Annotated in this window: 21 protein-coding genes, 1 pseudogene and 1 riboswitch; of the genes and pseudogenes, 12 read left to right on the top strand and 10 right to left on the bottom strand. The window is 64.4% G+C overall.

Annotated elements, in window-relative coordinates:
* The first annotated feature begins 530 nt into the window (after nucleotides 1-530).
* The 8 genes from NOV72_RS21765 (at nucleotide 531) to NOV72_RS21730 (ending at nucleotide 5,648) form a co-directional block, all read left to right on the top strand.
* The gene (locus NOV72_RS21765; protein WP_106856647.1) at nucleotides 531-2,357 is read left to right on the top strand and encodes a serine aminopeptidase domain-containing protein; all 1,827 of its coding nucleotides are present in this window, start codon (nucleotides 531-533) and stop codon (nucleotides 2,355-2,357) included.
* Between the two features lie 277 nt (nucleotides 2,358-2,634).
* A complete protein-coding gene (locus NOV72_RS21760; protein WP_106856646.1) occupies nucleotides 2,635-2,892 on the top strand; it encodes a hypothetical protein in 258 nt (85 codons plus the stop codon).
* A gap of 43 nt (nucleotides 2,893-2,935) precedes the next feature.
* Nucleotides 2,936-3,193, top strand: coding sequence for a hypothetical protein (locus NOV72_RS21755; protein WP_106856645.1), 258 nt, complete (start codon nucleotides 2,936-2,938; stop codon nucleotides 3,191-3,193).
* Between the two features lie 408 nt (nucleotides 3,194-3,601).
* Nucleotides 3,602-3,859 carry a hypothetical protein gene (locus NOV72_RS21750; protein WP_035511911.1) on the top strand — a complete coding sequence of 86 codons (258 nt, stop codon included), beginning with the start codon at nucleotides 3,602-3,604 and terminating at the stop codon, nucleotides 3,857-3,859.
* A gap of 43 nt (nucleotides 3,860-3,902) precedes the next feature.
* On the top strand, nucleotides 3,903-4,160 hold the full coding sequence (locus NOV72_RS21745) for a hypothetical protein (RefSeq protein ID WP_106856644.1): 258 nt from the start codon (nucleotides 3,903-3,905) through the stop codon (nucleotides 4,158-4,160).
* Nucleotides 4,161-4,208: 48 nt separating this feature from the next.
* Nucleotides 4,209-4,466: a hypothetical protein gene (locus NOV72_RS21740; RefSeq protein WP_106856643.1), complete on the top strand. Its 258-nt coding sequence runs from the start codon at nucleotides 4,209-4,211 to the stop codon at nucleotides 4,464-4,466.
* A 22-nt stretch (nucleotides 4,467-4,488) separates the two neighbouring features.
* Nucleotides 4,489-4,746 carry a hypothetical protein gene (locus NOV72_RS21735; RefSeq protein WP_106856642.1) on the top strand — a complete coding sequence of 86 codons (258 nt, stop codon included), beginning with the start codon at nucleotides 4,489-4,491 and terminating at the stop codon, nucleotides 4,744-4,746.
* A gap of 200 nt (nucleotides 4,747-4,946) precedes the next feature.
* Nucleotides 4,947-5,648 (top strand): SDR family NAD(P)-dependent oxidoreductase, encoded by a 702-nt coding sequence (locus NOV72_RS21730; protein WP_106856641.1) that lies wholly within the window; start codon nucleotides 4,947-4,949, stop codon nucleotides 5,646-5,648.
* A gap of 68 nt (nucleotides 5,649-5,716) precedes the next feature.
* On the opposite strand, the gene NOV72_RS21725 is transcribed toward NOV72_RS21730, so the two are convergent.
* The gene (locus NOV72_RS21725) at nucleotides 5,717-6,694 is read right to left on the bottom strand and encodes a GlxA family transcriptional regulator (RefSeq protein ID WP_106856640.1); all 978 of its coding nucleotides are present in this window, start codon (nucleotides 6,692-6,694) and stop codon (nucleotides 5,717-5,719) included.
* Nucleotides 6,695-6,795: 101 nt separating this feature from the next.
* Here NOV72_RS21725 and NOV72_RS21720 point away from each other — a divergent pair, with 101 nt between their 5' ends.
* Nucleotides 6,796-7,494 (top strand): GNAT family N-acetyltransferase, encoded by a 699-nt coding sequence (locus tag NOV72_RS21720; RefSeq protein ID WP_106856639.1) that lies wholly within the window; start codon nucleotides 6,796-6,798, stop codon nucleotides 7,492-7,494.
* Here NOV72_RS21720 and NOV72_RS21715 read toward each other — a convergent pair.
* On the bottom strand, nucleotides 7,467-8,360 hold the full coding sequence (locus NOV72_RS21715; RefSeq protein ID WP_216858893.1) for a LysR family transcriptional regulator: 894 nt from the start codon (nucleotides 8,358-8,360) through the stop codon (nucleotides 7,467-7,469). The genes NOV72_RS21720 and NOV72_RS21715 overlap by 28 nt on opposite strands.
* 74 nt (nucleotides 8,361-8,434) lie before the next feature.
* Nucleotides 8,435-9,553 carry a Gfo/Idh/MocA family oxidoreductase gene (locus tag NOV72_RS21710; protein WP_106856637.1) on the bottom strand — a complete coding sequence of 373 codons (1,119 nt, stop codon included), beginning with the start codon at nucleotides 9,551-9,553 and terminating at the stop codon, nucleotides 8,435-8,437.
* Between the two features lie 267 nt (nucleotides 9,554-9,820).
* Between NOV72_RS21710 and NOV72_RS21705 the strand changes: the two genes are divergently transcribed.
* Complete coding sequence (locus NOV72_RS21705; RefSeq protein ID WP_106856636.1) at nucleotides 9,821-10,930, top strand: alkene reductase; 1,110 nt, start codon at nucleotides 9,821-9,823, stop codon at nucleotides 10,928-10,930.
* 25 nt (nucleotides 10,931-10,955) lie between these two features.
* Entirely contained in the window at nucleotides 10,956-12,146 is a 1,191-nt protein-coding gene (locus NOV72_RS21700) for an MFS transporter (protein WP_106856635.1), read from the top strand.
* A gap of 4 nt (nucleotides 12,147-12,150) precedes the next feature.
* On the opposite strand, the gene atzF is transcribed toward NOV72_RS21700, so the two are convergent.
* The 7 genes from atzF to NOV72_RS21665 all read right to left on the bottom strand — a co-directional run bounded on the left by atzF (nucleotide 12,151) and on the right by NOV72_RS21665 (nucleotide 21,780).
* On the bottom strand, nucleotides 12,151-13,950 hold the full coding sequence (atzF, locus tag NOV72_RS21695) for an allophanate hydrolase (RefSeq protein WP_106856634.1): 1,800 nt from the start codon (nucleotides 13,948-13,950) through the stop codon (nucleotides 12,151-12,153).
* A gap of 37 nt (nucleotides 13,951-13,987) precedes the next feature.
* Complete coding sequence (gene uca, locus NOV72_RS21690) at nucleotides 13,988-17,542, bottom strand: urea carboxylase (RefSeq protein ID WP_106856633.1); 3,555 nt, start codon at nucleotides 17,540-17,542, stop codon at nucleotides 13,988-13,990.
* A 170-nt stretch (nucleotides 17,543-17,712) separates the two neighbouring features.
* The gene (locus NOV72_RS21685; protein WP_106856632.1) at nucleotides 17,713-18,357 is read right to left on the bottom strand and encodes an urea amidolyase associated protein UAAP2; all 645 of its coding nucleotides are present in this window, start codon (nucleotides 18,355-18,357) and stop codon (nucleotides 17,713-17,715) included.
* 13 nt (nucleotides 18,358-18,370) lie between these two features.
* Nucleotides 18,371-19,078 carry an urea amidolyase associated protein UAAP1 gene (locus tag NOV72_RS21680; protein WP_106856631.1) on the bottom strand — a complete coding sequence of 236 codons (708 nt, stop codon included), beginning with the start codon at nucleotides 19,076-19,078 and terminating at the stop codon, nucleotides 18,371-18,373.
* A gap of 21 nt (nucleotides 19,079-19,099) precedes the next feature.
* Nucleotides 19,100-19,873, bottom strand: coding sequence for an ABC transporter ATP-binding protein (locus NOV72_RS21675; protein WP_106856630.1), 774 nt, complete (start codon nucleotides 19,871-19,873; stop codon nucleotides 19,100-19,102).
* On the bottom strand, nucleotides 19,870-20,685 hold the full coding sequence (locus NOV72_RS21670; protein ID WP_106856629.1) for an ABC transporter permease: 816 nt from the start codon (nucleotides 20,683-20,685) through the stop codon (nucleotides 19,870-19,872). Before NOV72_RS21670 ends, NOV72_RS21675 begins: the two co-directional genes overlap by 4 nt.
* A 30-nt stretch (nucleotides 20,686-20,715) precedes the next feature.
* Nucleotides 20,716-21,780 carry a putative urea ABC transporter substrate-binding protein gene (locus NOV72_RS21665; RefSeq protein WP_106856628.1) on the bottom strand — a complete coding sequence of 355 codons (1,065 nt, stop codon included), beginning with the start codon at nucleotides 21,778-21,780 and terminating at the stop codon, nucleotides 20,716-20,718.
* Nucleotides 21,781-21,838: 58 nt separating this feature from the next.
* Nucleotides 21,839-21,947: riboswitch (guanidine-I (ykkC/yxkD leader) on the bottom strand.
* A gap of 264 nt (nucleotides 21,948-22,211) precedes the next feature.
* Between NOV72_RS21665 and glyA the strand changes: the two are divergent.
* Nucleotides 22,212-22,354, top strand: a pseudogene (gene glyA, locus NOV72_RS21660) (serine hydroxymethyltransferase); the annotation flags it as partial.

Here is a 22,354-nt window from a genome sequence, read left to right as displayed (position 1 = left end):
GAACTTCAGCCACGCAGGCAGCCAGCAAGCCGGTCAGAGAGCCGACGACAACGAACCGATGAGAGCACTTGAATAGCATACCGAACTATATTGACGGATATTGTCCGTTCTTACGAGACCGGATCACGCGTGCCAAGATGTCCGGCAACGTGCGCATGAGCAGCCGAAATGACTGCGAGCCGAAGTTCTCGTGAACTGCCTCACGCGTGACCTTTTGAAATAAATGGCAGGAATACTAATGTTGCCGATAGAACGCATTGTTCCAACTCTGACCACCTAGACCGACCAACGCCCGGAAAAACTCGCCCACCTTCAATAAAGGTTTACCCAAATCGTCAATTTGTTGCCCACCGCACCGAACTGAGGAATCGAAAGGATGTTAAATCCTGCAAAACGTGCAATGAGAAACTCAACAAAATGCGCGACCTTATTAGAAAATCGAGCGGCCTAGGGATGCGTGACGTTGCCGGCGTCGCGTTTTACCGGAAGATGCGTGCGTGCGTCGGTAATTTTGGAAGCGGAGGCGACGCATGACACCGCTCGTCTTCGGAGGCCGTTTCGGGTGGCTTCACGTCGGTCAGGGAACCCACGGAGTCGTGCTGTGCAACCCTTTCGGACATGAAGAGGCATGGGGCCACAAGGCCATGCGCTATCTGGCCGAGGAGCTTTCGCGGCAGGAGATTCCGGTCCTGCGCTTCGACTATCTCGCAACCGGCGATTCCGTCGGAATCGATCACGAAAGCGATCGGCTCGACGACTTCGTCGCGGATATCGGCGCGGCTGTCGAACGCTTGCGGCACGAGACGGGCGTGACCAAGGTCACGCTGTGCGGCTTGCGTCTGGGCGGCACGTTGGCGGCGCTGGCATCGCAACATCCGCTCGTGGATTCGCTCGCGCTGCTCGCGCCCGTGGTGAACGGACGCCACTATCTGCGTGAATTGACGGCCTTGCGCAAGACATGGGTCGAAAATCTTCCCGTGGAAGTGCAAGCGAGGCAGATCGATTCGCCCTTTCATGTGCTCGGGCAGGTTTATAGCGAAGCGTTTCGCAGCCGCTTGAGCGGGCTCGATCTCGCCAAGTCCATGAGCCGTCATCATGCGTTGCCCAAGCGCGTGTTCGTCGCCGATATGCGACCCGGCGCGAGCCAGTCGCTGTGCATTGCATTGCGCGATCGCGGCGTCGAGGTGCAGGCGGAAAGTTTCGACGACTATTTCGAATTCATGCAGGAGACCGCTTCGTCTACCTTGCCGGAAAAGACGCTCGAGCGCGCCGCGCAATGGATCGCCCGGAGCATGGCCGAAGACGAGTTCGAGGAACTCATGCCGGGCCGCGCGAGAAAGGCGTCGCGGCCGAGCATGAGCGACGATGCGATCATCGAAACGCCGGAAGCCATCGAGCGTACGGTGATCTTCGGCGCGGCCGGACTCTTCGGCATCTTGTGCGAGCCACGCGACAGACTCGCAGGTGGACCGGTCATCGTCATTACCAATACGGCCGGCAGCGTGCATCAGGGCGACAGCCGTCTGTCGGTGCGCATCGCGCGGGAAATGGCGCAACGCGGCATTGCGTCGTTGCGCTTCGACGCGCGCGGCATCGGCGACAGCCCCGCGCGTTCGCCGGACGGAACGCTGGACACGACAGCTTCGATTCATGCCGAAAGCACGATCGAAGATGTCGCGACAGCCGGCGCATGGCTCAAACGCAAAGGCTACGATAACGTCGTCGCGTTCGGCATCTGCTCGGGTGCGTATAGCGCGTTGCGCGCATCGCTTATCGAGCCGGCTATCGCGGCCGTGATCGCCGTGAATCTGCAGCGCTTCTACATCCCCGAGCGGCTGACGCTGCAAGAGCTCAGGAACCAGCGACGCAACACGATGGCGCGTCTCGGTCCGGCCATTCTGAAGCCGAAGAAATGGTGGCTCGTGTTGAGCGGTCAGCGTGGGCTCAAGCCGATCGTGAAGGCGTTCGCATCGAATGCCGCGGCGCGATTGCAATCGCAGATGCCCGGCGTGGCGCGCAGGAAAGCGGTGCATACCGGCGGCAACCAGTCGCTTACTGAACCGCACAGCGTCGTTCACGCGCTCGAACGCAAAGGCGTGCGCACGCTGCTCGTCTACGGCGCGGGTGACGAAGGGCTCGATCAACTCAATGCGCACTTCGGCAGGCATGGAAAGAAGCTCTCGCGTACGACGAGAGTGAAGGCCGCCGTGTGCGGAGATGTCGATCACGCGCTCTACGACACGCGCGCACTCGCCAGCGTGATTGCACTGTCCGAGACGTTCATCCACGATCTGCAGCCCAGAAGCGAGCCGGTCATCGAACCTATCGCTCCGCTCGGCGTTTCCCAGCAACTTTGATGTCGTCTTCGATACGGGAGCCCCGTATCGAAGACCGTGTTCGTCCGAGACCAACAAACATCCCCGCTCTGTTTTTCCACCCCCGACATCTCGACGCGCAATCTCCGGCTCCCGGTCGATTAAAAGCCGCACCTTCTCCCAAAGATATCCATTCTTATCAGCACGTTAGATTAACCGAACAGATCTTCTAGCCTCACCTGGCACAGCCCTCGCATAAGTAGCTGCGAGCGCAACGATTGGTGCTCAACCAACCCAACCGAATCCCAGGAGCTACATCATGTTGAAGATCGAAAACCTCGCAGTCAGCAAAGAACTCGGCCGTGCTGAAATGGGCGCTATCGTCGGCGGCGCAAGCATCTTCCAGAACAACGGCATCAACGCCAACTCGATCAGCGGCTTCGCCTTCGCCAGCCCGCAAACGAACGTCGCCCCGGTGACGCAAGTCGATGCATCGCAACACCTCGACGTCGATGTGAAGAACATCACCAAGTCGCTCTCGTCGGTCGGCAGCCTGCTCGGCGGCGTCGCGGTCTGAAGCTCATTTCATCCCTAACCACACAGCTATCCGGAGAACCATCATGTTGAAACTCGACAACCTCGCCGTCAGCAAAGAACTCGACCGTGAAGAAATGGGCGCCATCGTCGGCGGCGCGAGCATCTTCCAGAACAACGGCATCAACGCGAACTCGGTGAGCGGCTTCTCGTTCGCCAGCCCGCAAACCAACGTCGCCCCGGTGACGCAAGTCGATGCATCGACGCACACGAACGTCGATCTGACGAACGTCACGAAGTCGCTGTCGTCGGTCGGCAGCCTGCTGGAAGGCGTGAAGCTGTAAGACACAGCCAGCTTCATCCAAGGGAGAAGGAATAATTTCCTTCTCCCTTTTTCCCGTCTTTCTCTTCCCATTGCGACGCTCTACGCGAGTGTCCGCATCTCGCTATAAATACTTCGTTATCCTCTTGAATTTGCGCCGCGTTCTCCCTCGTCTTGTCCCAATGACGCCTGTTCGTTGCAAACCGACAGATTCAGATCGCCTGTCTTTCGATGGCCGACAACTGGACCGATGGCGGCGAGCCTGAATCACCCTATATCTCGCATCATTCTATATTTTTATCTCTATAAATCAGCGAGTTAGGTTAACCTAACGGATCTTCCAGCCTCACCTGGCACAGCCCTCGCATAAGTAGCTGCGAGCGCAACGATTGGTGCTCAACCAACCCAACCGAATCCCAGGAGCTACATCATGTTGAAGATCGAAAACCTCGCAGTCAGCAAAGAACTCGGCCGTGCTGAAATGGGCGCTATCGTCGGCGGCGCAAGCATCTTCCAGAACAACGGCATCAACGCCAACTCGATCAGCGGCTTCGCTTTCGCCAGCCCGCAAACCAACGTCGCCCCCGTGACGCAAGTCGATGCATCGCAACACACCGACGTCGATGTGAAGAACATCACCAAGTCGCTCTCCTCGATCGGCAGCCTGCTCGGCGGCGTCGCGGTCTGAAGATTAATTCATCCCTAACCACACAGTCATCCGGAGAACCATCATGTTGAAACTCGACAACCTCGCAGTCAGCAAAGAACTCGACCGTGAAGAAATGGGCGCCATCGTCGGCGGCGCGAGCATCTTCCAGAACAACGGCATCAACGCGAACTCGATCGGCGGCTTCGCTTTCGCCAGCCCGCAGACCAACGTCGCGCCGGTTACGCAAGTCGATGCTTCCACGCACACGAACGTCGATCTGACCAACGTCACGAAGTCGCTCGACGCAGTGGGCAGCGTGCTCGGCGGCGTGAAGCTCTAAGCCTCGATCAATCACTCACTCATCCATTCAAGTTATCAGGAGAACATCATGCTGAAGATCGACAACCTCGCAGTGAGCAAAGAACTCGGCCGCGCTGAAATGGGCGCTATCGTCGGCGGCGCGAGCATCTTCCAGAACAACGGCATCAACGCCAACTCGGTGAGCGGCTTCTCGTTCGCCAGCCCGCAGACCAACGTCGCCCCGGTGACGCAAGTCGATGCCTCGACGCACACGAACGTGGATCTGACCAACGTCACGAAGTCGCTCGACGCGGTCGGCAGCCTGCTCGGCGGCGTGAAGGTCTAACGCTCGATATCAGGAGAACATCATGTTGAAAATCGACAACCTCGCGGTCAGCAAAGAACTCGGCCGTGCTGAAATGGGCGCTATCGTCGGTGGCGCGAGCATCTTCCAGAACAACGGCATCAACGCCAACTCGGTCACCGGCTTCGCGTTCGCGAGCCCGCAGATCAACGTGGCGCCGGTGACTCAGGTCGATGCATCGCAATACACCAACGTCGATCTGAAGAACATCACGAAGTCGCTGGACTCGATCGGCAGCCTCCTGCACGGCGTGAAGGTCTGAAGCAGCACCGTCAACAGGAGAAGGAACACTCGTGCTTCCTTCTCCTCTCTTCACGCTTCGGTGCCGGCGCGAAGGGATTATCGGCAAGCAGATCGTTCTTGACCGTCGCACCGCTCCGGACGCCCATCGCCTTCGCCACTTGCGCGCCGATTTCACGCCACGGTTATCATCGGCTTCGTCACCCATTCGAGCGTGAAGCCATGAGCACTCTTCCTTATCGCAGCGCCCTCATCATCGGTGCCGGAAGCGGCATCAGCGGCTCTCTCACCCGGCGTCTGCGCGCCGAGAACATTCCCGTCGTCATCGCGGCGCGCAACGTCGGCAAACTGTCGGCGCTCGTCGATGAAACCGGCGCAATCGCACTGCCCGTCGATGCCTCCGACGCCAGCCAGACGGCAGCGCTCTTCGCCGAAACCGATAAACGCATCGGCGCGCCGGAAATCGTGATCTACAACGCGAGCGGGCGCGTGCGCGGAGCCATCGCGGAACTCGACGCGGCGGAGGTCGAACGGGCCGTCGCCGTGTCGGCGTTCGGCGCGTTCCACGCGGTGCAGCAGGCGGCGCGACGCATGATTCCCGCGGCCAAAGGCGCGATCCTGCTGACGGGCGCGACGGCGGGCGTCAAGGGATTCGCGCTGTCCGCGCCGTTCGCGATGGGCAAATTCGCGTTGCGCGGCCTCGCGCAGAGCGCCGCGCGCGAACTGACGCCGAAGGGCATTCACGTGGCGCATTTCGTCATCGACGGCGCCGTGCGCTCCGGGCAACGCGCCGATCCGCCCGATGCACCCGACAGCACGCTCGATCCCGATGCCATCGCGCAGACGTATATCGACGTCCTGCGCCAGCAACGCAGCGCGTGGGCCTGGGAGATCGAACTGCGGCCGTGGGTGGAGAAGTTCTGAGGCGTCACACGTTAGCGGCGGGCGCGGCTCGGCTGGAAACTGACGATCCCGACGGCGCGCCGTCCACATCACGTCTCTTCCACGCCGCGCGCCCGAAGCTCCTTCACGCCACGCCCGAGCCGCCGGCGTAACAGCGTGCGCAGCGTCGCGCCGTCGCCATAGCCGACTTCGGCGGCGATCGCCTCGATATCGAGCTGACTGGAACGCAGCAGATGCACGGCCCGCTCCACGCGCAAATCCTGAAAATACGACAGCGGCGATTTGCCCAACACCGCTTCGATGCGCCGCTGCAAAGTGCGCGTGCTCGTCGCCAGCGCGTGGGCGGCGGCGTCGAGCGAAAAGCCCTGCGCGAGCCGCGCGCGCGCCCAGCGTTCGAAGCGCTCGACCATCGGGTCCGCGCGCGCCAGATGATCCGGAATCATGTAAGGCGCCTGCGACGGACGCGCATCCACGATCAGGTAACGCGCCACCGTCGCGGCCAGCGCGGGACTCGCCTGATTCATCAGCCAGAGCGCGAGATCGAGATGGCCCATCGCGGCGCCCGCCGTCGCGAATGCTCCCGACGGCACCACCATGCGCGCGCTGTCGAGCCGCACCGACGGATAGCGCTGTCGAAACAATGGCGCGAGCCACCAGCTCGTCGTGGCTTCCTGGCCGTCCAGCAAGCCCGATTCCGCCAGCACGAACGTGCCGATGCACGCCGCCGCGATCTTCACGCCGTCCGCGTGATGCTGCGCGAGCAATTGCATGGCATCGGTCACGTCGCGCCGGGCGAGCGCCGGCAGCAGTTGCGCGGGCATCTTGGTGGCGGGCGCGGGCACGATCAGCCAGTCGGGGCGCGCCATCGCGCTCGCGGACATGACGGGCACGCGCATGCCGAGCGAGGTGCGCACGTCGCGCCGCACGCCGACCAGTTCGATCTCGAAGCGCGGGCCGACGCCCGGCTCCAGCATGTCCGCCAGTTCGTTCGCGGTGGTGAACGCGTCGAGCACGGCGGACAGCGCCGTGTCGAATACGCCGTCGAGGGCGAGAACCGTCATCCGCATGGCGTGAATGATCCTAAAAATGTCATTTACGACAGTAGCCGGAACGCGTCGATCTGTCTAGAGTGGCGCTTATCCGATCCATTTCCTTATCCGGAGCCCGCATGAAAACAGCACTCGACCGCCCGATCTGGACCGCGCTGACGACAAAACAGGCGCATCTCGGCCTGGGCGACGCGCTCGCGCGGCGTTTTCATCCGGACGTCGCGCCGTTCGCGGCGGTCGCGTCGGACACGCCGGACGCGTGGCGCGCGCTGAACGCGCTCATGCAGCCCGGCGAGCAGGTCGTCGTTCTGTCGACGGATGCGGTCGCGGGCATCGATACGCTGCAGGCGAAGCGCGTCGGCACGATTCATCAGATGGTCGCGACGCAGCCGTTCACGCAAAGCACCGACGACAGCGACGTGATCGACCTCGGCCCCGCCGATGTCGACGACATGCTCGCGCTCGTGCAGCGAACCAAGCCGGGCCCGTTCGCCACGCGCACGCGCGAGATGGGCCACTACATCGGGATACGCGAACACGGAGAACTCGTCGCGATGGCGGGCGAACGCATGGCCATCGACGGTCATGTGGAAATCAGCGCGGTATGTGTCGACGAACGTTGCCGCGGGCGCGGTCTCGCCGGAAAACTGATGAACATTCTGCGCGGGGAAATCGGGCTACGCGGCGACACGCCGTTCCTGCACGTGTTCAGCCACAACGAAAGCGCCATCGGCCTGTATGAACGGCTCGGCTTCGAGTTGCGCCACGCGTTCACGCTCACGCAGATCAGTCACGCCGAACCCGGAAACAAGTGCTGATGCAGGAAGTCGACGAACACGCGCACCTTCGGCGGCGTCATGCGCCCTGACGGCCACAACGCGCGAAACGGGATGCGGTCCGCCGTGAAATCGCGCAGCACGGCGACGAGCGAGCCATCGGCGAGTTGCGCGCGCACGGCGTAGTCCGGCACGCTCGTGAGGCCCAGGCCCTGCTCCGCCAGCGCGATGAGCGGCTCGACCGCGCTCGCGATGGCCGTCGAAGGAAGCTCCACGTCGAAAGGCGCGCCGTCGCGCACGAAGATCCAGCGCCTGAGACGTCCCGTGCGCGAGAAGCGATGCTGCAGGCACGCATGCGCGCCGAGCATCTCGGGCGTCGCGGGCACGCCGTGCGCGTCGAGATACGCCGGCGAGCCGACGATCAGATGCGTGTAGTGCCCGAGCGTGCGCATCGTGAGTTGCGAATCGATTGCGTCGCCGGTGCGCAGGACGACATCGAAGCCATCGTCGATGACATCGACGAGACGATCGCTGAAATCGATGTCGAGCTGCACGGCGGGATACGCGCGCATGAACGCCGAAAGCACCGGCATCAGCAGCGTGCCGACGAGCGGAATGCTCACGCGCAGGCGGCCCATCGGTTTTGCGCGCGATATCGCCAGTTCGGATTCGGCTTCTTCGATCTCGCCGAGAATGCGCTGGCATCGCGCGAGAAAGAGCTCGCCCTCGGGCGTGAGGCGCACGCTGCGTGTGCTGCGATGAAAGAGCCGCACGCCGACGCGCGCTTCCAGCCGCGCGACCGCCTTGCCGATCGCCGACGCCGAAAGCCCGAGCTGCCGCCCCGCTTCCGCGAAGCTGAGCGTTTCCGCCGCGCGCGTGAAGACGACCATGCCGCTCATGTGGTCCAGCGCGCCGGGCGCACGCGCGTTGGCGGCGCCTGTCGCGCTTGCGGTCGATGACGCGTTCATCGCAAGTTTCTCCGTCATTCCGCCGATTCGATCGCCATGAATTGCCGCAAGGCATGCGATGCCTGCGCGCGATCGATCAGGTCGTGCATGCGCACGGCATCGGCGAAAGTGGGCGCGCTGCGCGTGCCGTGCGCCGCGTCGCGGGCGTAGGCCCGGTACAGTTCGGCCAGTTCGAGCACGGCGGAAGGCAAGCCCGATTCCGGCAAGCGATGATAACGCTCCGGCACATCGAGCGTTTCGAGCGGCGCCTTGTCGCCACGCGCGCCGGCGATGCGGTAGTCGTCGCCCACATCGCCGAACGCGGACGTATTCGTGATACGCAAGTCGCCTTGCGTTCCGGTGATGTCGATCTGCACGCCCGACCCGCTGCGCTTGCCGCCCTCGATATGCACCGACAACACCGCGTTGCCCTTCAGCGCGCCCGCGAGCACGAGCTGATCGGGCGCGCTCGTCGCCATCGACACGCCGCTTTCCCTGATCGTCACGACCGGAAACTGATTCGGCGTGAGCGCCGCGATCGACACGGGCCAGCCGGTCGCGTCGAGCAGCATGTCGAGAAAATGGCCGCCGTAAATCGACACGATCGACGAGAAGTTTTCTGGCGGCACCGTCCATTCGAGCGCGCGCGAACGGATCGCCTGAAAGTAATTCACGCTGACATGCATGCGCACGGAGCGCAATTCGCCGACATACCCTTCCGCGATGAGATCGCGCAGGTAACGGTTATGCGCCGCGAGCCTTCGCTGCAAGCCGGCGACATGCCGCACGCCGCGCGCTTCGGCAAGCGCGAGCAGTTCCTTCGATTCCGCGAGCGTGGTCGTCAGCGGCCATTCGCAGTAGACGTGCTTGCCGGCCGCGATCACGCGCTTCACCGTTTCCGCATGCTGCGGCGCGGTGTTGAGCACGACGACGAGATCGATGTCGTCGCTCTCGACGAGTTCATCGATCGACGCCGCCACGCGCCCGATCCGGTATTCGCGCGCCGCCTCTTCCGCAGCCTCGCGCCGATGGCTGTACACGGCTTGCAACGCGTACTCCGGCAGCAGATCGAGCACGCGCAAATGCCCATGCCGCGCCCAGTTGCCGACGCCGATCACGCCCACGCGCAACGGCTCGATGTGTGTTGTTTCCATGATGTTTCCAATCTCCGAAAGGTGGCGTGGATTATCGGAACGGCTGTGGCGTGGATAAATGCGGCAGAAACGACATGACTGTTCTGCTCGCCCAAACAATCGCTCCTTCACCGCCACGGCTGGGCGAGGCGCGATTACGGACATGCGTGTCCGCGGTGCCCGAACTCGCGGGCGGTTTTTCTGGGGCTGCGTCGCGTCTACATTTCGGGTCAAGCGGCGCCGGTCGTCGGCGTCACGCAACCGCTACCTGGAATTGTGGAGATCGAAATGTCCAAACTGTTTTCGAACGTCAAAGTGGGCTCGTATGAATTCGGCCATCGCGTCGTGCTCGCCCCGCTTACCCGCATGCGTGCCGAATCGGACGCGCGTCCCGGCCCGTTGATGGCCGAATATTACGCACAGCGCACGTCGCCCGGCGCGCTGCTGATCGGCGAAGCGACCATCGCCGCACCGGAAGGCAACGGCTATCTCGGCGCGCCCGGTCTCTACGACGACAGCCAGATCGCCGGATGGCAAGCCGTCACCGATGCCGTGCACGCCAAAGGCGGGCGCATCTTTCTTCAGCTTTATCACGCGGGCCGGCAGTCGAACGCGCAGTTGCAGCCCGATGGCGGCCGCCCGGTCGGACCGTCGGAAGTAGCGCACGGCGGCGTCGCGTACACCGAGGCGGGCTGGGTGCCGAACACGCCGAATCGCGCGCTGGAGACGGCGGAAGTCGCGGGCATCGTCGAGCATTTTCGTGCGGCGGCGGCGCGCGGCATCGCGGCGGGATTCGACGGCGTCGAGCTGCACGCGGCCAACGGCTATCTCTTCGACCAGTTCCTTCAGGACGGCAGCAACCGGCGCACCGACGAATACGGCGGCCCGATCGCGAACCGCGCGCGCCTGCTGCTCGACGCGACGCGCGCCGTGATCGATGTCTGGGGCGCGGACAAAGTCGCGGTGAGGCTCGGGCCGAGCGGCTCGTGGGGCGATATGTCCGACAGCGATCCGAAGGCGCTCTTCGCCTACGTCGCGACGGAACTCGACAAGCTCGGCATCGCGTATCTGCATCTGATCGAGCCGCGTATCGCGGGCAATGTCGAAGACGCGTCGCAAGATCAGACACCGGTCGCCGCGAAGACGCTGCGCGCGCATTTCCGTGGGCCGATCATCGTGGCGGGCGGCTTCGACGGCGCCAGCGCCGAAGCGATCCTTCAAAGCGGCGACGCGGATCTCGTCGCGTTCGGGCGGCATTTCATCGCGAATCCGGATCTGCCGGAGCGCCTGCGCAAGCACTTGCCGCTCAATCCGTACGATCGCGCGACGTTCTTCGGCGGCACGGACGCGGGCTACACCGACTATCCGTTCCTCGACGAGCAGGCCATCGCCGCCTGATTTTCCGTTCGCCGGAGTTCCCGATATGAATGCCTCTTCGCCCAGCGCCAGCCGGCGCTGGCTCGCGGTGCTTGCCATCGCGCTCGGCTCGTTCGCTTTCGTGACGACCGAGTACATGCCCGTCGGCGTGCTGCCGTCGATCGCGGCGGACCTCGGCGTCACGCCCGGCACGGCCGGTCTCATGACCACGACGCCGGGCATCATCGCCGCGATCTCGGCGCCTGTTCTGCTGCTCGTCGCGGGACGCCTGAACCGGCGGCTGATTCTGCTTCTGCTGTCGGCCGCGCTGGTCGCATCGAACGGCGTCTCGGCGCTCGCCACCGACTTCACGACGATGCTCGCCGGCCGCGCCTTGCTCGGCGTCAGCCTCGGCGGATTCTGGACCGTCGCGCTCGGCGTCTCCGGACAGATCGTCGCGGAAGACGAAAGCGCCCGCGCGAGCGCGACCATCTTCATGGGCATCACGCTCGCGACGGTCATCGGCGTGCCGCTCGGGACGTTCATCGCGGGACTGTCGACGTGGCGCGTCTCGTTCTTCGCGACGGCCGCGCTCGCGCTCGCCGCGCTGCTCCTCCAGGCGATGCTGCTGCCCGACTTGCCGCCGCGCGCCGCCGCACGCATCGGCGATTTCGGCCGCATGCTCGCGCGCACGACCGTGTTGCGCAGCCTCCTGCTCGTCGCGTTGCTGTTCGGCGCGCACTTTTGCGCCTACACGTATATCGCGCCGTTTCTCGAAGTCGACGCCGTGCTCGGCGCGGCCTGGGTCACCGCACTGCTGCTCGGCTTCGGGATCGTCGGTTTCCTGTCGAACTTCGTCGCGTCGGCGTTCGTGAAGTCGCATCCGCGTCTCTCGCTCGCCGCGACGACCGCGCTCGTCATCGCGTCGCTGCTCGCGCTTCCGGCCTTCGCGCACGTGGCGGGCGCGGTCGTGGCGGGCGTGCTCGCGTGGGGCGTCGCGTATGGCGCGATTCCGCTGTGCCTGAGTGTCTGGATGCAACTGACATCGCCGAAGCAGCCGGAAGCGGCATCGGCGCTCTTCGTCAGCGCGGTGCAGACGGCGATCGCGGCGGGCTCGCTCGCGGGCGGCATCGCGGTCGATCGCGCGGGCGCGGCCGGCGCGATGCATCTCGGCGTGCTGCTGTCGGCGCTGGGGATGGCGGTGCTCGCATCGTTCGCGACGAAGCGCCGCTCGCTCGCCGCCGTGCTCGACCGATGAACGCTCACACGGCGCGCTCGAGCCATGCGCGCCAGCCGCCGTATCGCGTGATGTCGATTGCGTCTTCGAGCGCATGCGCTTCGCATACGAAGCCGGTTTCCCAGCGGCCGTCCGCGAGTTCGACCTTGCCGAGCGCGAGCGGCGCGGGAATGTTCGCGAGGAAGGAGCCGGCTTCCGCGCTCGGCAACGACCACACTTCGACCGCGATCGCCGCGCCGTTCGCTTCGTCGCGCGTCATGCCGGGGCGCTGAACCGGCCCGCCCGCAAGCGCATGCAGTCGATAGCGCGGCGCGCTCGATGTCGCTTCGACGAGGCGCGCGCCGCGTGCGGTCAGTTGCCCGTTCAGCGGCAAGCCCGCGAGATGCGCGCCGCACACGACGAGCTTCATCCTGTCGTCACGCGCGGGGCGCGCGGGCGCATCGGTGTCCTGCCGCGCGCCGCCGGCGAGCGGCACGGCGAGCTTGCGATGCAACGCATCGGCGACGCTCAGCAGATATTGGTCGGTGAAAGCGCGGCCGAACAGCGTCACGCCCCACGGCAGGCCGTTGCGCATGAAACCGCCGGGCGTCGCGACGGCGGCGTAATCGAGCAGATTCATGAAGTTCGTGTAATGCCCGAGCAGCGAATTCGCGCCGACCGGATCGCGCTCCAGTTCGGCGAGCGTGACCGCGCGCGGAATCGACGGCGTCAGCACGCAATCGAGATCCGCGAGCACGGCGTCGCAACGCTGCTTCAACGCCTGAAGTCTGTATTGCGCGCGAAACGCATCGACGGCGGTGGCGCCCGGCGCTTTCGCGAGCACGTCGCGGATCACGGGCAGCACGGCATCCGGCTGCGCTTCCATCAGCGCGCCCGCGACGCTATACCGTTCCGCGACCCACGGCCCTTCGTAGAGCAGGCGCGCGGCTTCGATGAACGGCGCGAAATCGATCTCGACCGCCTCGCCGCCGATCGCTTCGAGCGCCGCGCGCGCGTTCGCGAAGAGCGCGGGACTTTCGTCGCAACCGGCGAATTCGAGCTGACGCGGCACGCCGAAACGAAAGCGCTCGACCTTGCCGAACGCCGCCGCATCGTTCCATTGCGGATTCGCGCGGCTGTAGGCGTCGGCGGGATCGTGGGCCGCCGTGAGCGCGAGCAGCGTGCTCGCCTCGCTCGCGGTGACGGTGAAATACGTCACGCAATCGAGCGTGCGGCAGGCGGGCACGACGCCCGCCGTGGAGAGCAGGCCCTTGGTTCCCTTCGTGCCGACGAGATTGTTCAGCGCGGCGGGCACGCGGCCCGAGCCGGCGGTATCGGTGCCGAGCGCAAAGCTCGCGACGCCCAGCGCGACGGCCAGCGACGATCCCGCGCTCGATCCGCCCGACGGATAGTCCGCGAGAACGCTGTTGCGGCACTTGCCGTAAGGCGAGCGCGTGCCGTTCAGGCCGGTCGCGAACTGGTCGAGATTGGTCTTGCCGATGGGCACCGCGCCGAGCGCGATCAATTGCGCGACGAGCGTCGCCGACCGTTCCGGCGTGTACGCGAACGCGGGGCACGCGGCCGTCGTCGGCACGCCTGCGAGATCGATGTTGTCCTTGATCGCGAACGGCACGCCGTAGAGCGGCAGCGAATCGATGTCGCGTGCGTCGAGCGCCGCGAGATACGGCTCGATTTCGTCGTCGTTCAGCAGATGAATGAAGAGCCGATAGTCCGTGTTCAACGCGGCGGCGCGCGTGCGCAACGCGCGGATCAACTCGCGCGGCGTCGCGCGGCCTTCGCGATACGCCGCGCGCAGAGCGGGCAGTCGCAGGTCGAATGAATCCATGTCCGATGATTCCTTGAATGCGTTGATATGACGCGCGTCACGCGCACTGTTCGATCACGGCGACGCGCTGCCCCGCGCGCACCGACGCGCCCGGCGCGACGTGAATCTCGCCGACGATGCCCGCGCACGGCGCGATGACCGATATCTCCATCTTCATCGATTCGATGACGACGAGCACGTCGCCTGCTTCGACGCTCGCGCCCGCCTCGACGCGCACCTGCCACAAGTTGCCCGCGATCTCGCTGTCGACGGCGATCTGACCATCGGCGAGCGGCGCGATCTCCGTATCGGCGGCGACGGGCGCATCGAGCGAAATTTCGTCGCTGCCCGCTTCGTGCCAGCGTTGCCGCTCGTCCTGAAACGCCGCTTGCTGATGCGCGCGGAATTGCGCGATGCCGTCCGCTTCGCGATCGAGAAACGCCTGATAATCCGCGAGAGACAGCTCTGTCTCCTCGATCTTCAACGGATAACGCCCGAGCGGAAACGCTTCGCGTATGCGCAGCAGTTCATCGGCGGAGACTTCGTAGAAACGGATCTGATCGAAGAAGCGCAACAGATACGGACGTCCCGCGAAATCCGCGACTTCGCGATAGCGGTTCCACATCTGCAACGTGCGTCCGACGAACTGATACCCGCCCGGCCCTTCCATGCCGTACACGCACAGATACGCGCCGCCGATGCCGACCGAGTTCTCCGCCGTCCACGTGCGCGCCGGGTTGTATTTCGTCGTCACGAGCCGATGACGCGGATCGAGCGGCGTCGCGACCGGCGCACCGAGATAGACATCGCCCAGGCCCATCACGAGATAGCGCGCATCGAAGACGACGCGCTTCACGTCGTCGATCGAATCGAGCCCGTTGATGCGACGAATGAACTCCAGGTTGCTCGGGCACCACGGCGCGTCCTTGCGCACGGTGGTCATGTACTTGTCGATCGCGAGCCGGCACGCGGGATCGTCCCACGACAAAGGCAGATGCACGACGCGCGACGGCACGCGCAAATCCTTTTGCAGCAGCACGCTTTCCCATGCCGACGCGACGTGTTTCAGCAGCGCGTCGAGCGGCAAGCGTTCCGGCTGATAATGAACCTGCAGCGAGCGGATGCCCGGCGTCAGATCGATGACGCCGCGCAGTTGCGATGCTTCGAGCGATTGCATCAACGCATGGCCGCGAAAGCGCAGCACGAGATCGAGCTCGGGCGGCCCGAGTTCGAGCAGCAGATGCGTGTCGCCGGACAGACGCGCGACGAGCCGTTCATGCCCTTCGCCGATGTCCAGCACGATCGGCGATTGCAATGTCGTTTGTCGCGCGGGGTCCGTGCGCGCCGTCGCGATATCGACGGGAACGAAGCGCACCTTGTCGCCCGCCTTCAACTGCCCGATCTGCCACAGGTCCGCTTCGATCACCGTGACGGGACACACGAAGCCGCCGAGGCTCGGGCCGTCGGGACCGAGAATCACGGGCATGTCGCCGGTGAAATCGATCGCGCCGACCGCATACGGATTGTCGTGAATGTTCGACGGATGCAGTCCCGCTTCGCCGCCATCGGCACGCGCCCATTCGGGCTTCGGACCGATGAGGCGCACACCCGTGCGGCTCGAATTGAAATGGACTTCCCAATCGGTGTCGAAGAAGCGTTCGATATAGGACGCGCTGAAGTATTCCGGCGCGCCGTGCGGACCGTAGATCACGCGCAGCACGCGCACATCGTCCAGACGATGGGTCAGTGAATCGGGCAACATGGCGCCTGCGTCGCGATTCGTCAGCGCGTGGAGATGCAGCACGTCGCCGGCACGCAATGCGCGCCCGCCGTGCCCGCCGAACTGCCCGAGCGTGAACGTGCTGCGGCTGCCGAGATAGCGCGCCACATCCAGCCCGCCGCGCACGCACAGATACGCACGCGCGCCCGCGCCGCGGATCGTGCCGAGCGCCAGCGTGGAGCCGGCCGGGACGAGGAACGTCGTGTCCATCGGCTGCGCGATGTCGTCGAGCATGACGGGCAGCGCTGCGCCGGTCACCGCCACGACAGCTTCGGTGTTGAAGCGCAGCGCCGGGCCGCTCATCGTGATTTCGAGCGCGGCGGCATCGTCGTCGTTGCCGAGCAGGCGATTGCCGAGGCGCAACGCGCGATCGTCCATCGGGCCGGAAGGCGGCACGCCCACTGCCCAATAGCCCAGCCTTCCCGGAGAATCCTGCACGGTCGTCTGCGTGCCGCCGCTCAGCACTTCGAACGTCGATGCGCGATAGCGCAAGCCTTCGAGACAACGCGTCCACGGATGACCGCTCGCGAACGGCGCATCCGCGAGAATCTGCCGCAGATAGCCGCGATTCGTTTCGACGCCATAGATGCGCGTCGCGTCGAGCGCGGCATCGAGCGCGTGGCGTGCCGCGTCGCGCGTCGGTTGCCATGCGATCAGCTTCGCGAGCATCGGATCGAACCACGGCGGCACGTCGCAACCCGCTTCGATCCATGTGTCGATGCGCAGCGCGCGGCCATCGGACGATGGAAACGACACGTCGGTGAGCAGCCCCGGACAGGGCTTGAAATCGCGGCCCGGATCTTCGGCGTAGAGACGCGCCTGGATCGCGTGGCCGCGCGGTTCGAGATCGCGCGAAAGCGTATCGAGCGGGGGCAACGCGCCCGCCGCCAGCTCGATCATCCAGCGCACCAGATCGACGCCCCACACCTGCTCCGTCACGCCGTGCTCCACTTGCAGGCGCGTATTCACTTCGAGGAAATAGAAGCGCGCCGCGTCGCTGTCGTAGACGAATTCGACCGTGCCCGCCGAACGATACGACACCGCCCGCGCAAGGCGGATCGCGGCATCGCAGAGCGCGGCTTCCATGCCTTCGGGAAGATTCGGCGCGGGGGTTTCTTCGAGCACTTTCTGGTTGCGCCGCTGCACCGAGCAGTCGCGCACGCCGAGCGCGATGGCTTCGCCCGCGCCGTCGCCGAACACCTGCACTTCGAGATGCCGCGCGCGCTCGATGTACTTCTCCAGGAACACGCCCGCATCGCTGAAGTTATTCTGGCCGAGACGCTTGACGACATCGAACTGCGCGACGAGCTCGTCGGCGCAACGGCACACGCGCATGCCGATGCCGCCGCCGCCCGCCGTGCTCTTCAGCATCACCGGATAGCCGATGCGTTGCGCCGCGTCGAGCGCCGCTTCGATGTCGTCGAGCAGGCCCGTGCCTTCGAGCATCGGGACGCCCTCTTCGGCGGCGATCGCGCGTGCAGTGTGTTTCAGGCCGAAGGCGCGCAATTGCGCGGGCGTCGGCCCGATGAACGCAACGCCCGCCGCTTCGCACGCTTCGGCGAACGCGGCGTTCTCCGACAGAAAGCCGTAGCCCGGATGGATCGCCTGCACGCCTTCCGCGCGCGCGACGGCGAGAATCTTCGCGATGTCGAGATAGGTGACGCTCGCGGCGCCATCGCCCAGGCTGCATGCGGTATCGGCGAGACTGACGTGCCGGCTCGCGCGATCCGCTTCGCTATACACGGCGACACCAGCGACGTTCAGTTCGCGCAGCGTGCGCAGAATGCGGCACGCGATCGCGCCGCGATTCGCGATGAGGACTTTGTCGAACATGAGTGGATGTTCAATGCGTGGGCGGGCCGTCCCGCCACGTGAGCGTGCATGCCGGGGTCGTCCCCGGCAGGTTGGCGTTCAGTGCCTTTCGTACTTTGAGCGGCGAGCCATCGGCAAAAGACGCTGCGCGCGTGCTTTCATCACCACGTAGAGCCAGTGGCGCAAGGTGCTCAGTTCCATATCGTCAGCTCCGCCGGCGTCGGGTTGTATGCGTTGCACGGATTGTTCAGTTGCGGGCAGTTCGAGATCAGCACGATCACGTCCATCTCCGCGCGCACTTCGACGTACTTGCCGGCGCCCGAAATGCCGTCTTCGAACGTGAGGCCGCCCTCGGCCGTCACCGGCACGTTCATGAAGAAGTTGATGTTCGCGGCGATGTCGCGCTTCGAGAGCCGTCCGTCATGCGCGCAGGCACGCAGATAGTTGTCTCTGCAACTATGCATGTAGCGCTTCTCCAGCGCGTAGCGCACCGTGTTGCTTTCCTGCGCGCACGCGCCGCCGAGCGTGTCGTGACGACCGCACGTATCCGCGACGATCGTCAGCATCGGATTGCCGAGATTCGAATAGAGCACGGTGCCCGTCGTGAGATAGAGGCTTTGCTGACGGCGCAATGTACGTTGCGCGTCGTAGCGTTCGCGCGGATCGGCTGCGCTGTAGAAGAGCGTGTCGATGGCCTGATTGCCTTCGACGTCGCGAATGCGCAAGGTCTGCCCCGCTTTCAGCGCCTTGAGCCAAGGCTCGCCAGCGGGCAGCGTTTCGCGAAAGATCGCGTCGGCGGGGTCGAGCGTGCTGGCCGTGAGTGTGGATGTAGTCATGCGCGTCTCCCGCTCAGAGAAAGAATCGTTCGGTATTGATGAAGCCGCGCGTGTTTTCATCGCACGACGTGCGGCAGATTTCCGCGACCTGTTGCGCGGCGTTGCAGAGCGTGAGCTTCACGGGCTTCGGCGCGTACTCGGGATTCGGGTCGAGCGGATGCTGGATCGCCGTCAGCACGACGAGCGTGTTCATCGGCGCATACAGTTCGATGTAATCGCCCGCCTGCGAATTGCCTTGCACGAAGTTCAACGCGCCCGCATCGGTCACGTCCACGCGGCTGAAGAGATTCAGCGTCATCAGCAAATCCGCAATGCCGAGTCCCCATTTGCCCAGCTCGACGAGCAGGTTGTCCGCGCCGTTGCGATAGAACGCGTTGCGCAATTCCTGATAGCGGCCTTCGCCATACTTCTCGAATACTTCTGCCGCATTCGACACACCCGCGAGGCTGTCATGCCATCCGCACGTATCCGCGACGATCGCGGCGAGCACGCGCCCCATGTCGGAATAGAGGCAATGGCCGCGAGTCAGCTTCGCGGTGTGCTGGCATTTGAGCGTGTCGGGAAGATTCAGACGCTCGCTCTTTTCGGCGGCATTGAAAAGCAGCATCGCGACGTTCGCGCCGCCGCGCACATCGGTTACGCGCAATAACTGGCCGCGTTTCACGATCAGCGACGCATGGCCGCCGCCGGGAATGGTTTCTTCGAGCAGGATTTCGTTCATGTCGTGTGATGTCCTTTCGATTCATGCGGGCACGGCAAGCAGCGACGGAACGTCTATCGCCGGTTGCGATTCGCGCACGCCGTTGCGTTCGAGCGGAATGTCGTAAGTGATGCGCGCGCCGTAGGCCTGCGGCGCTTGCGGGTCGATGCGCACCTTGTCGAACACCAGCACGCGGCTGCCGAGCGTGAAGCCTTCCTTCAGGTCGTGCGTGACCATGAAGACGGTCAGTTTGGCTTCGCGCCAGAGACCGGTCAGAAGTTCGTGCATGTCGCGGCGGATGCCCGGATCGAGCGCGCCGAAGGGTTCGTCGAGCAGGAGCACGCGCGGCTTCATCACGAGCGCCTGCGCGAGCGCGAGGCGTTGCTGCATGCCGCCCGAAAGTTGATGCGGATACTTGTCGAGCGAATCGGCGAGGCCGACGCGCGCGAGCATCGCGACGGCTTCATCGCGTGCGAGACGACGGCGCGCGCCGAACAACCTTCCCGTGAAACGCGCATGCGGCAGCTCGAGTCCGAGCATCACATTGCGCAACACGGTCAGATGCGGAAACACCGAATAACGCTGATACACGACGCCGCGATGCGGGTCCGGCTCGCCCGGAAGCGGCTCGCCGTCGAGCAGGATCTCGCCGCGCGTCGGGCGTTCCTGGCCGAGCAGCAGACGCAGAAACGTCGACTTGCCGCAGCCCGACGCACCGACCATCGAGCAGAACTCGCCTTCCGCGATGCGCAGATTGAGCCGCTCCAGCACGACCTGATCGTCGTATTGCTTCCACAGATTGCGGATTTCGATCATGCGCGGCCCCCGTTGTACCAGGGGAACGCCCATTGCGTGAGGCGACGCAGCGCTTCGTCGATGAGCCACGCGAGCAGCGTGATCCACGCGACGTACGGCAGGATCACGTCCATCGCGAGATAGCGGCGCACGAGGAAGATGCGATAGCCGAGGCCATCCGTCGATGCAATCGCTTCCGCCGCGATCAGGAAGAGCCACGCGGAACACAACGCGAGCCGCAACGCGATCAACAGACGCGGCAGCAGTTGCGGCACGATCACGCGCAAGATCAGCGTCCAGCTCGATGCGCCCAGCGTCTGCGCCTTGATCCACAGTTCTTCGGGAATATCGCGCGTGCGCTGTTGCAGGTCGCGGATCATCATCGGCGTGATGCCGATCACGATCAGCACGACCTTCGACAATTCATCGAGGCCGAAGACGATGAACAGGATCGGCAGCACGGCGAGCGGCGGAATCATCGATATCACCGTGATGAACGGCGAAAGCGTCGCGCCCGCGAGCGGAATGCAGCCCGTCACGATGCCGAACACGAGCGCGATCGCCGCACTCGCCACCAGCCCGATGCCGAGGCGCTTCATGCTCGATACCGTGTCGCTCAGCATCAGGTGTTCACCCGTGCGCTTGTCCTCCGTGAAGGCGTACTCGTCGAGCGCGTTCTTCATCTGCGTGGCGGAGGGCAAGAGCTTGTCGTCGGGATTCGCTTGCAGGCGCATCGACGAGCCGGTGAAGTACACCGCGACGAGCACGATGAACGGCAGCAGCAACAGCATCAGACTGCCGGTGCGGCCGGGATGTCGGTTGATGAGCCGCATGGGCCTCTCCTCTTCAGAACGCCGCGCCGCTCACAGCTTGCCTTGCGCGGCCATGCGCACGTAGGTCGGATCGAAACGCAGCTTCAGATTGCTCTTGCTGCCGACGACCACGTTGTTCTCGAACGCCATGCCGACCGCGCCCGCGTTCGGCGCGCCCTTGCCGAGCAGACCGTGATCGAACGAGAACTGCGCGACGCGCGTCATGATCTTCGGCATGTTCGGGCTCGTCGCGAAGTCGAGCGCCTGCTGCGGCGTGTAGAAGAGCGCGGTGGTCGAGAGCTGCGACTTGTAGCCCGCGAGATCGGTGCCCGAGGCCTTGGCCATCGACGTGAGCGCGGCTTCGCTATCCGGCGACGTTCCGTGCATCGTCTGCATGATCTCGAACCATGCGCCCGTGAGCGCCTTGCCGAGCGCGGGGTTGTCGTGCAGCGTCTTCGTGTTGACGACCATCATGTCCATGATCTCGCCCGGAATGCGGCTCGAATCGAACACTTCGGTGACGTTGGGCTTCGCCTTCAGATCGGCGAGCATCGGGTTCCATGTGACCGCGTTGCGCACGTCGGCGGTGGCGAATGCGCCGGAGATGTCGGCGTCGGATGTGTTGACGGTCTTGATGTCGCGCTCGCTCATGCCCGCCGATTCGAGTGCGCGCGCCAGCAGATAGTGCGAAACGGAAAGCTCGACGAGATTGACCGGCTGGCCTTTGAGATCGGCGACCTTCTTGCCCGCGCCCTTGATGAGCACGCCGTCGTTGCCGTTGGAGTAATCGCTGACGATGAGCGCGGTGCTGTCCACGCCGCCCGTCGCCGGGATCGTGAGCGCGTCCATGTTGGTCATCGCGCAGCCGTCGAACTTGCCGGCGGTGTATTGATTGATCGATTCGATGTAGTCGTTGAGCTGTACGACATCGACATTGATGCCGTACTTCTTCGCCCATTTGGACATGATGCCCTGCGTCTTCGCGTAGCCCCACGGCATCCAGCCCGCGTAGATGGTCCAGCAGACCTTGAAGTCCTTGCGGGCCTGAGCGAATGAAGGCGTGGAGAAGCAGACGGAGAGAGCGACGGCGGCAGCGGCGAGAAAACGGACGCGCATGAGGTTGACCTCGCAGGAAACGGTTATCGACGGCAGGAGCGGCGCGACGCATCGCGTTCTCTCCCGGGCTTTTGTCCCGCCGTGTAACCTCGTTCGAGGTCGACAACTCTCGGACCAGCATCGCGCATCGAACGTCGATGCGGACCGGAACCCTAGTCGTCCATTTTCAGATTGTGACTGCCACTCCTGAAACTTGTTATGCGATAAGCGTGCCAACGCCGGAAATACGGGGCTTCCGTGGCTTCGACGCGGATTCGTGCACAGCGACGAGGCGCGTCGCGCGATGCGCACACGCACGGGCGCACCAAACGGGTGCCCGCGTTCCAGCGTGATGTCGGAAATCTTCTATCCTGACGCGCCCGCTTTCGATGGAATACGGGACAGTCGGAGTTCCCGCAGCATCCCGTTCTCTTCTCACATGGGTAACCATCATGTTCAATCGCGCAACCAGCACCGTTGAAAACGTCGATCCGGAACTCTGGGCGGCCATCATCGATGAAAACCGCCGCCAGGAAGATCACATCGAGCTGATCGCGTCGGAAAACTACACGAGCCCGGCCGTGATGGCCGCGCA

The sequence above is a fragment of the Caballeronia novacaledonica genome (assembly GCF_900258035.1).
Classification (GTDB): domain Bacteria; phylum Pseudomonadota; class Gammaproteobacteria; order Burkholderiales; family Burkholderiaceae; genus Caballeronia; species Caballeronia novacaledonica.
Note: the sequence above shows the minus strand (reverse complement) of the source record. Positions and strands in the feature narration are given on the sequence as shown.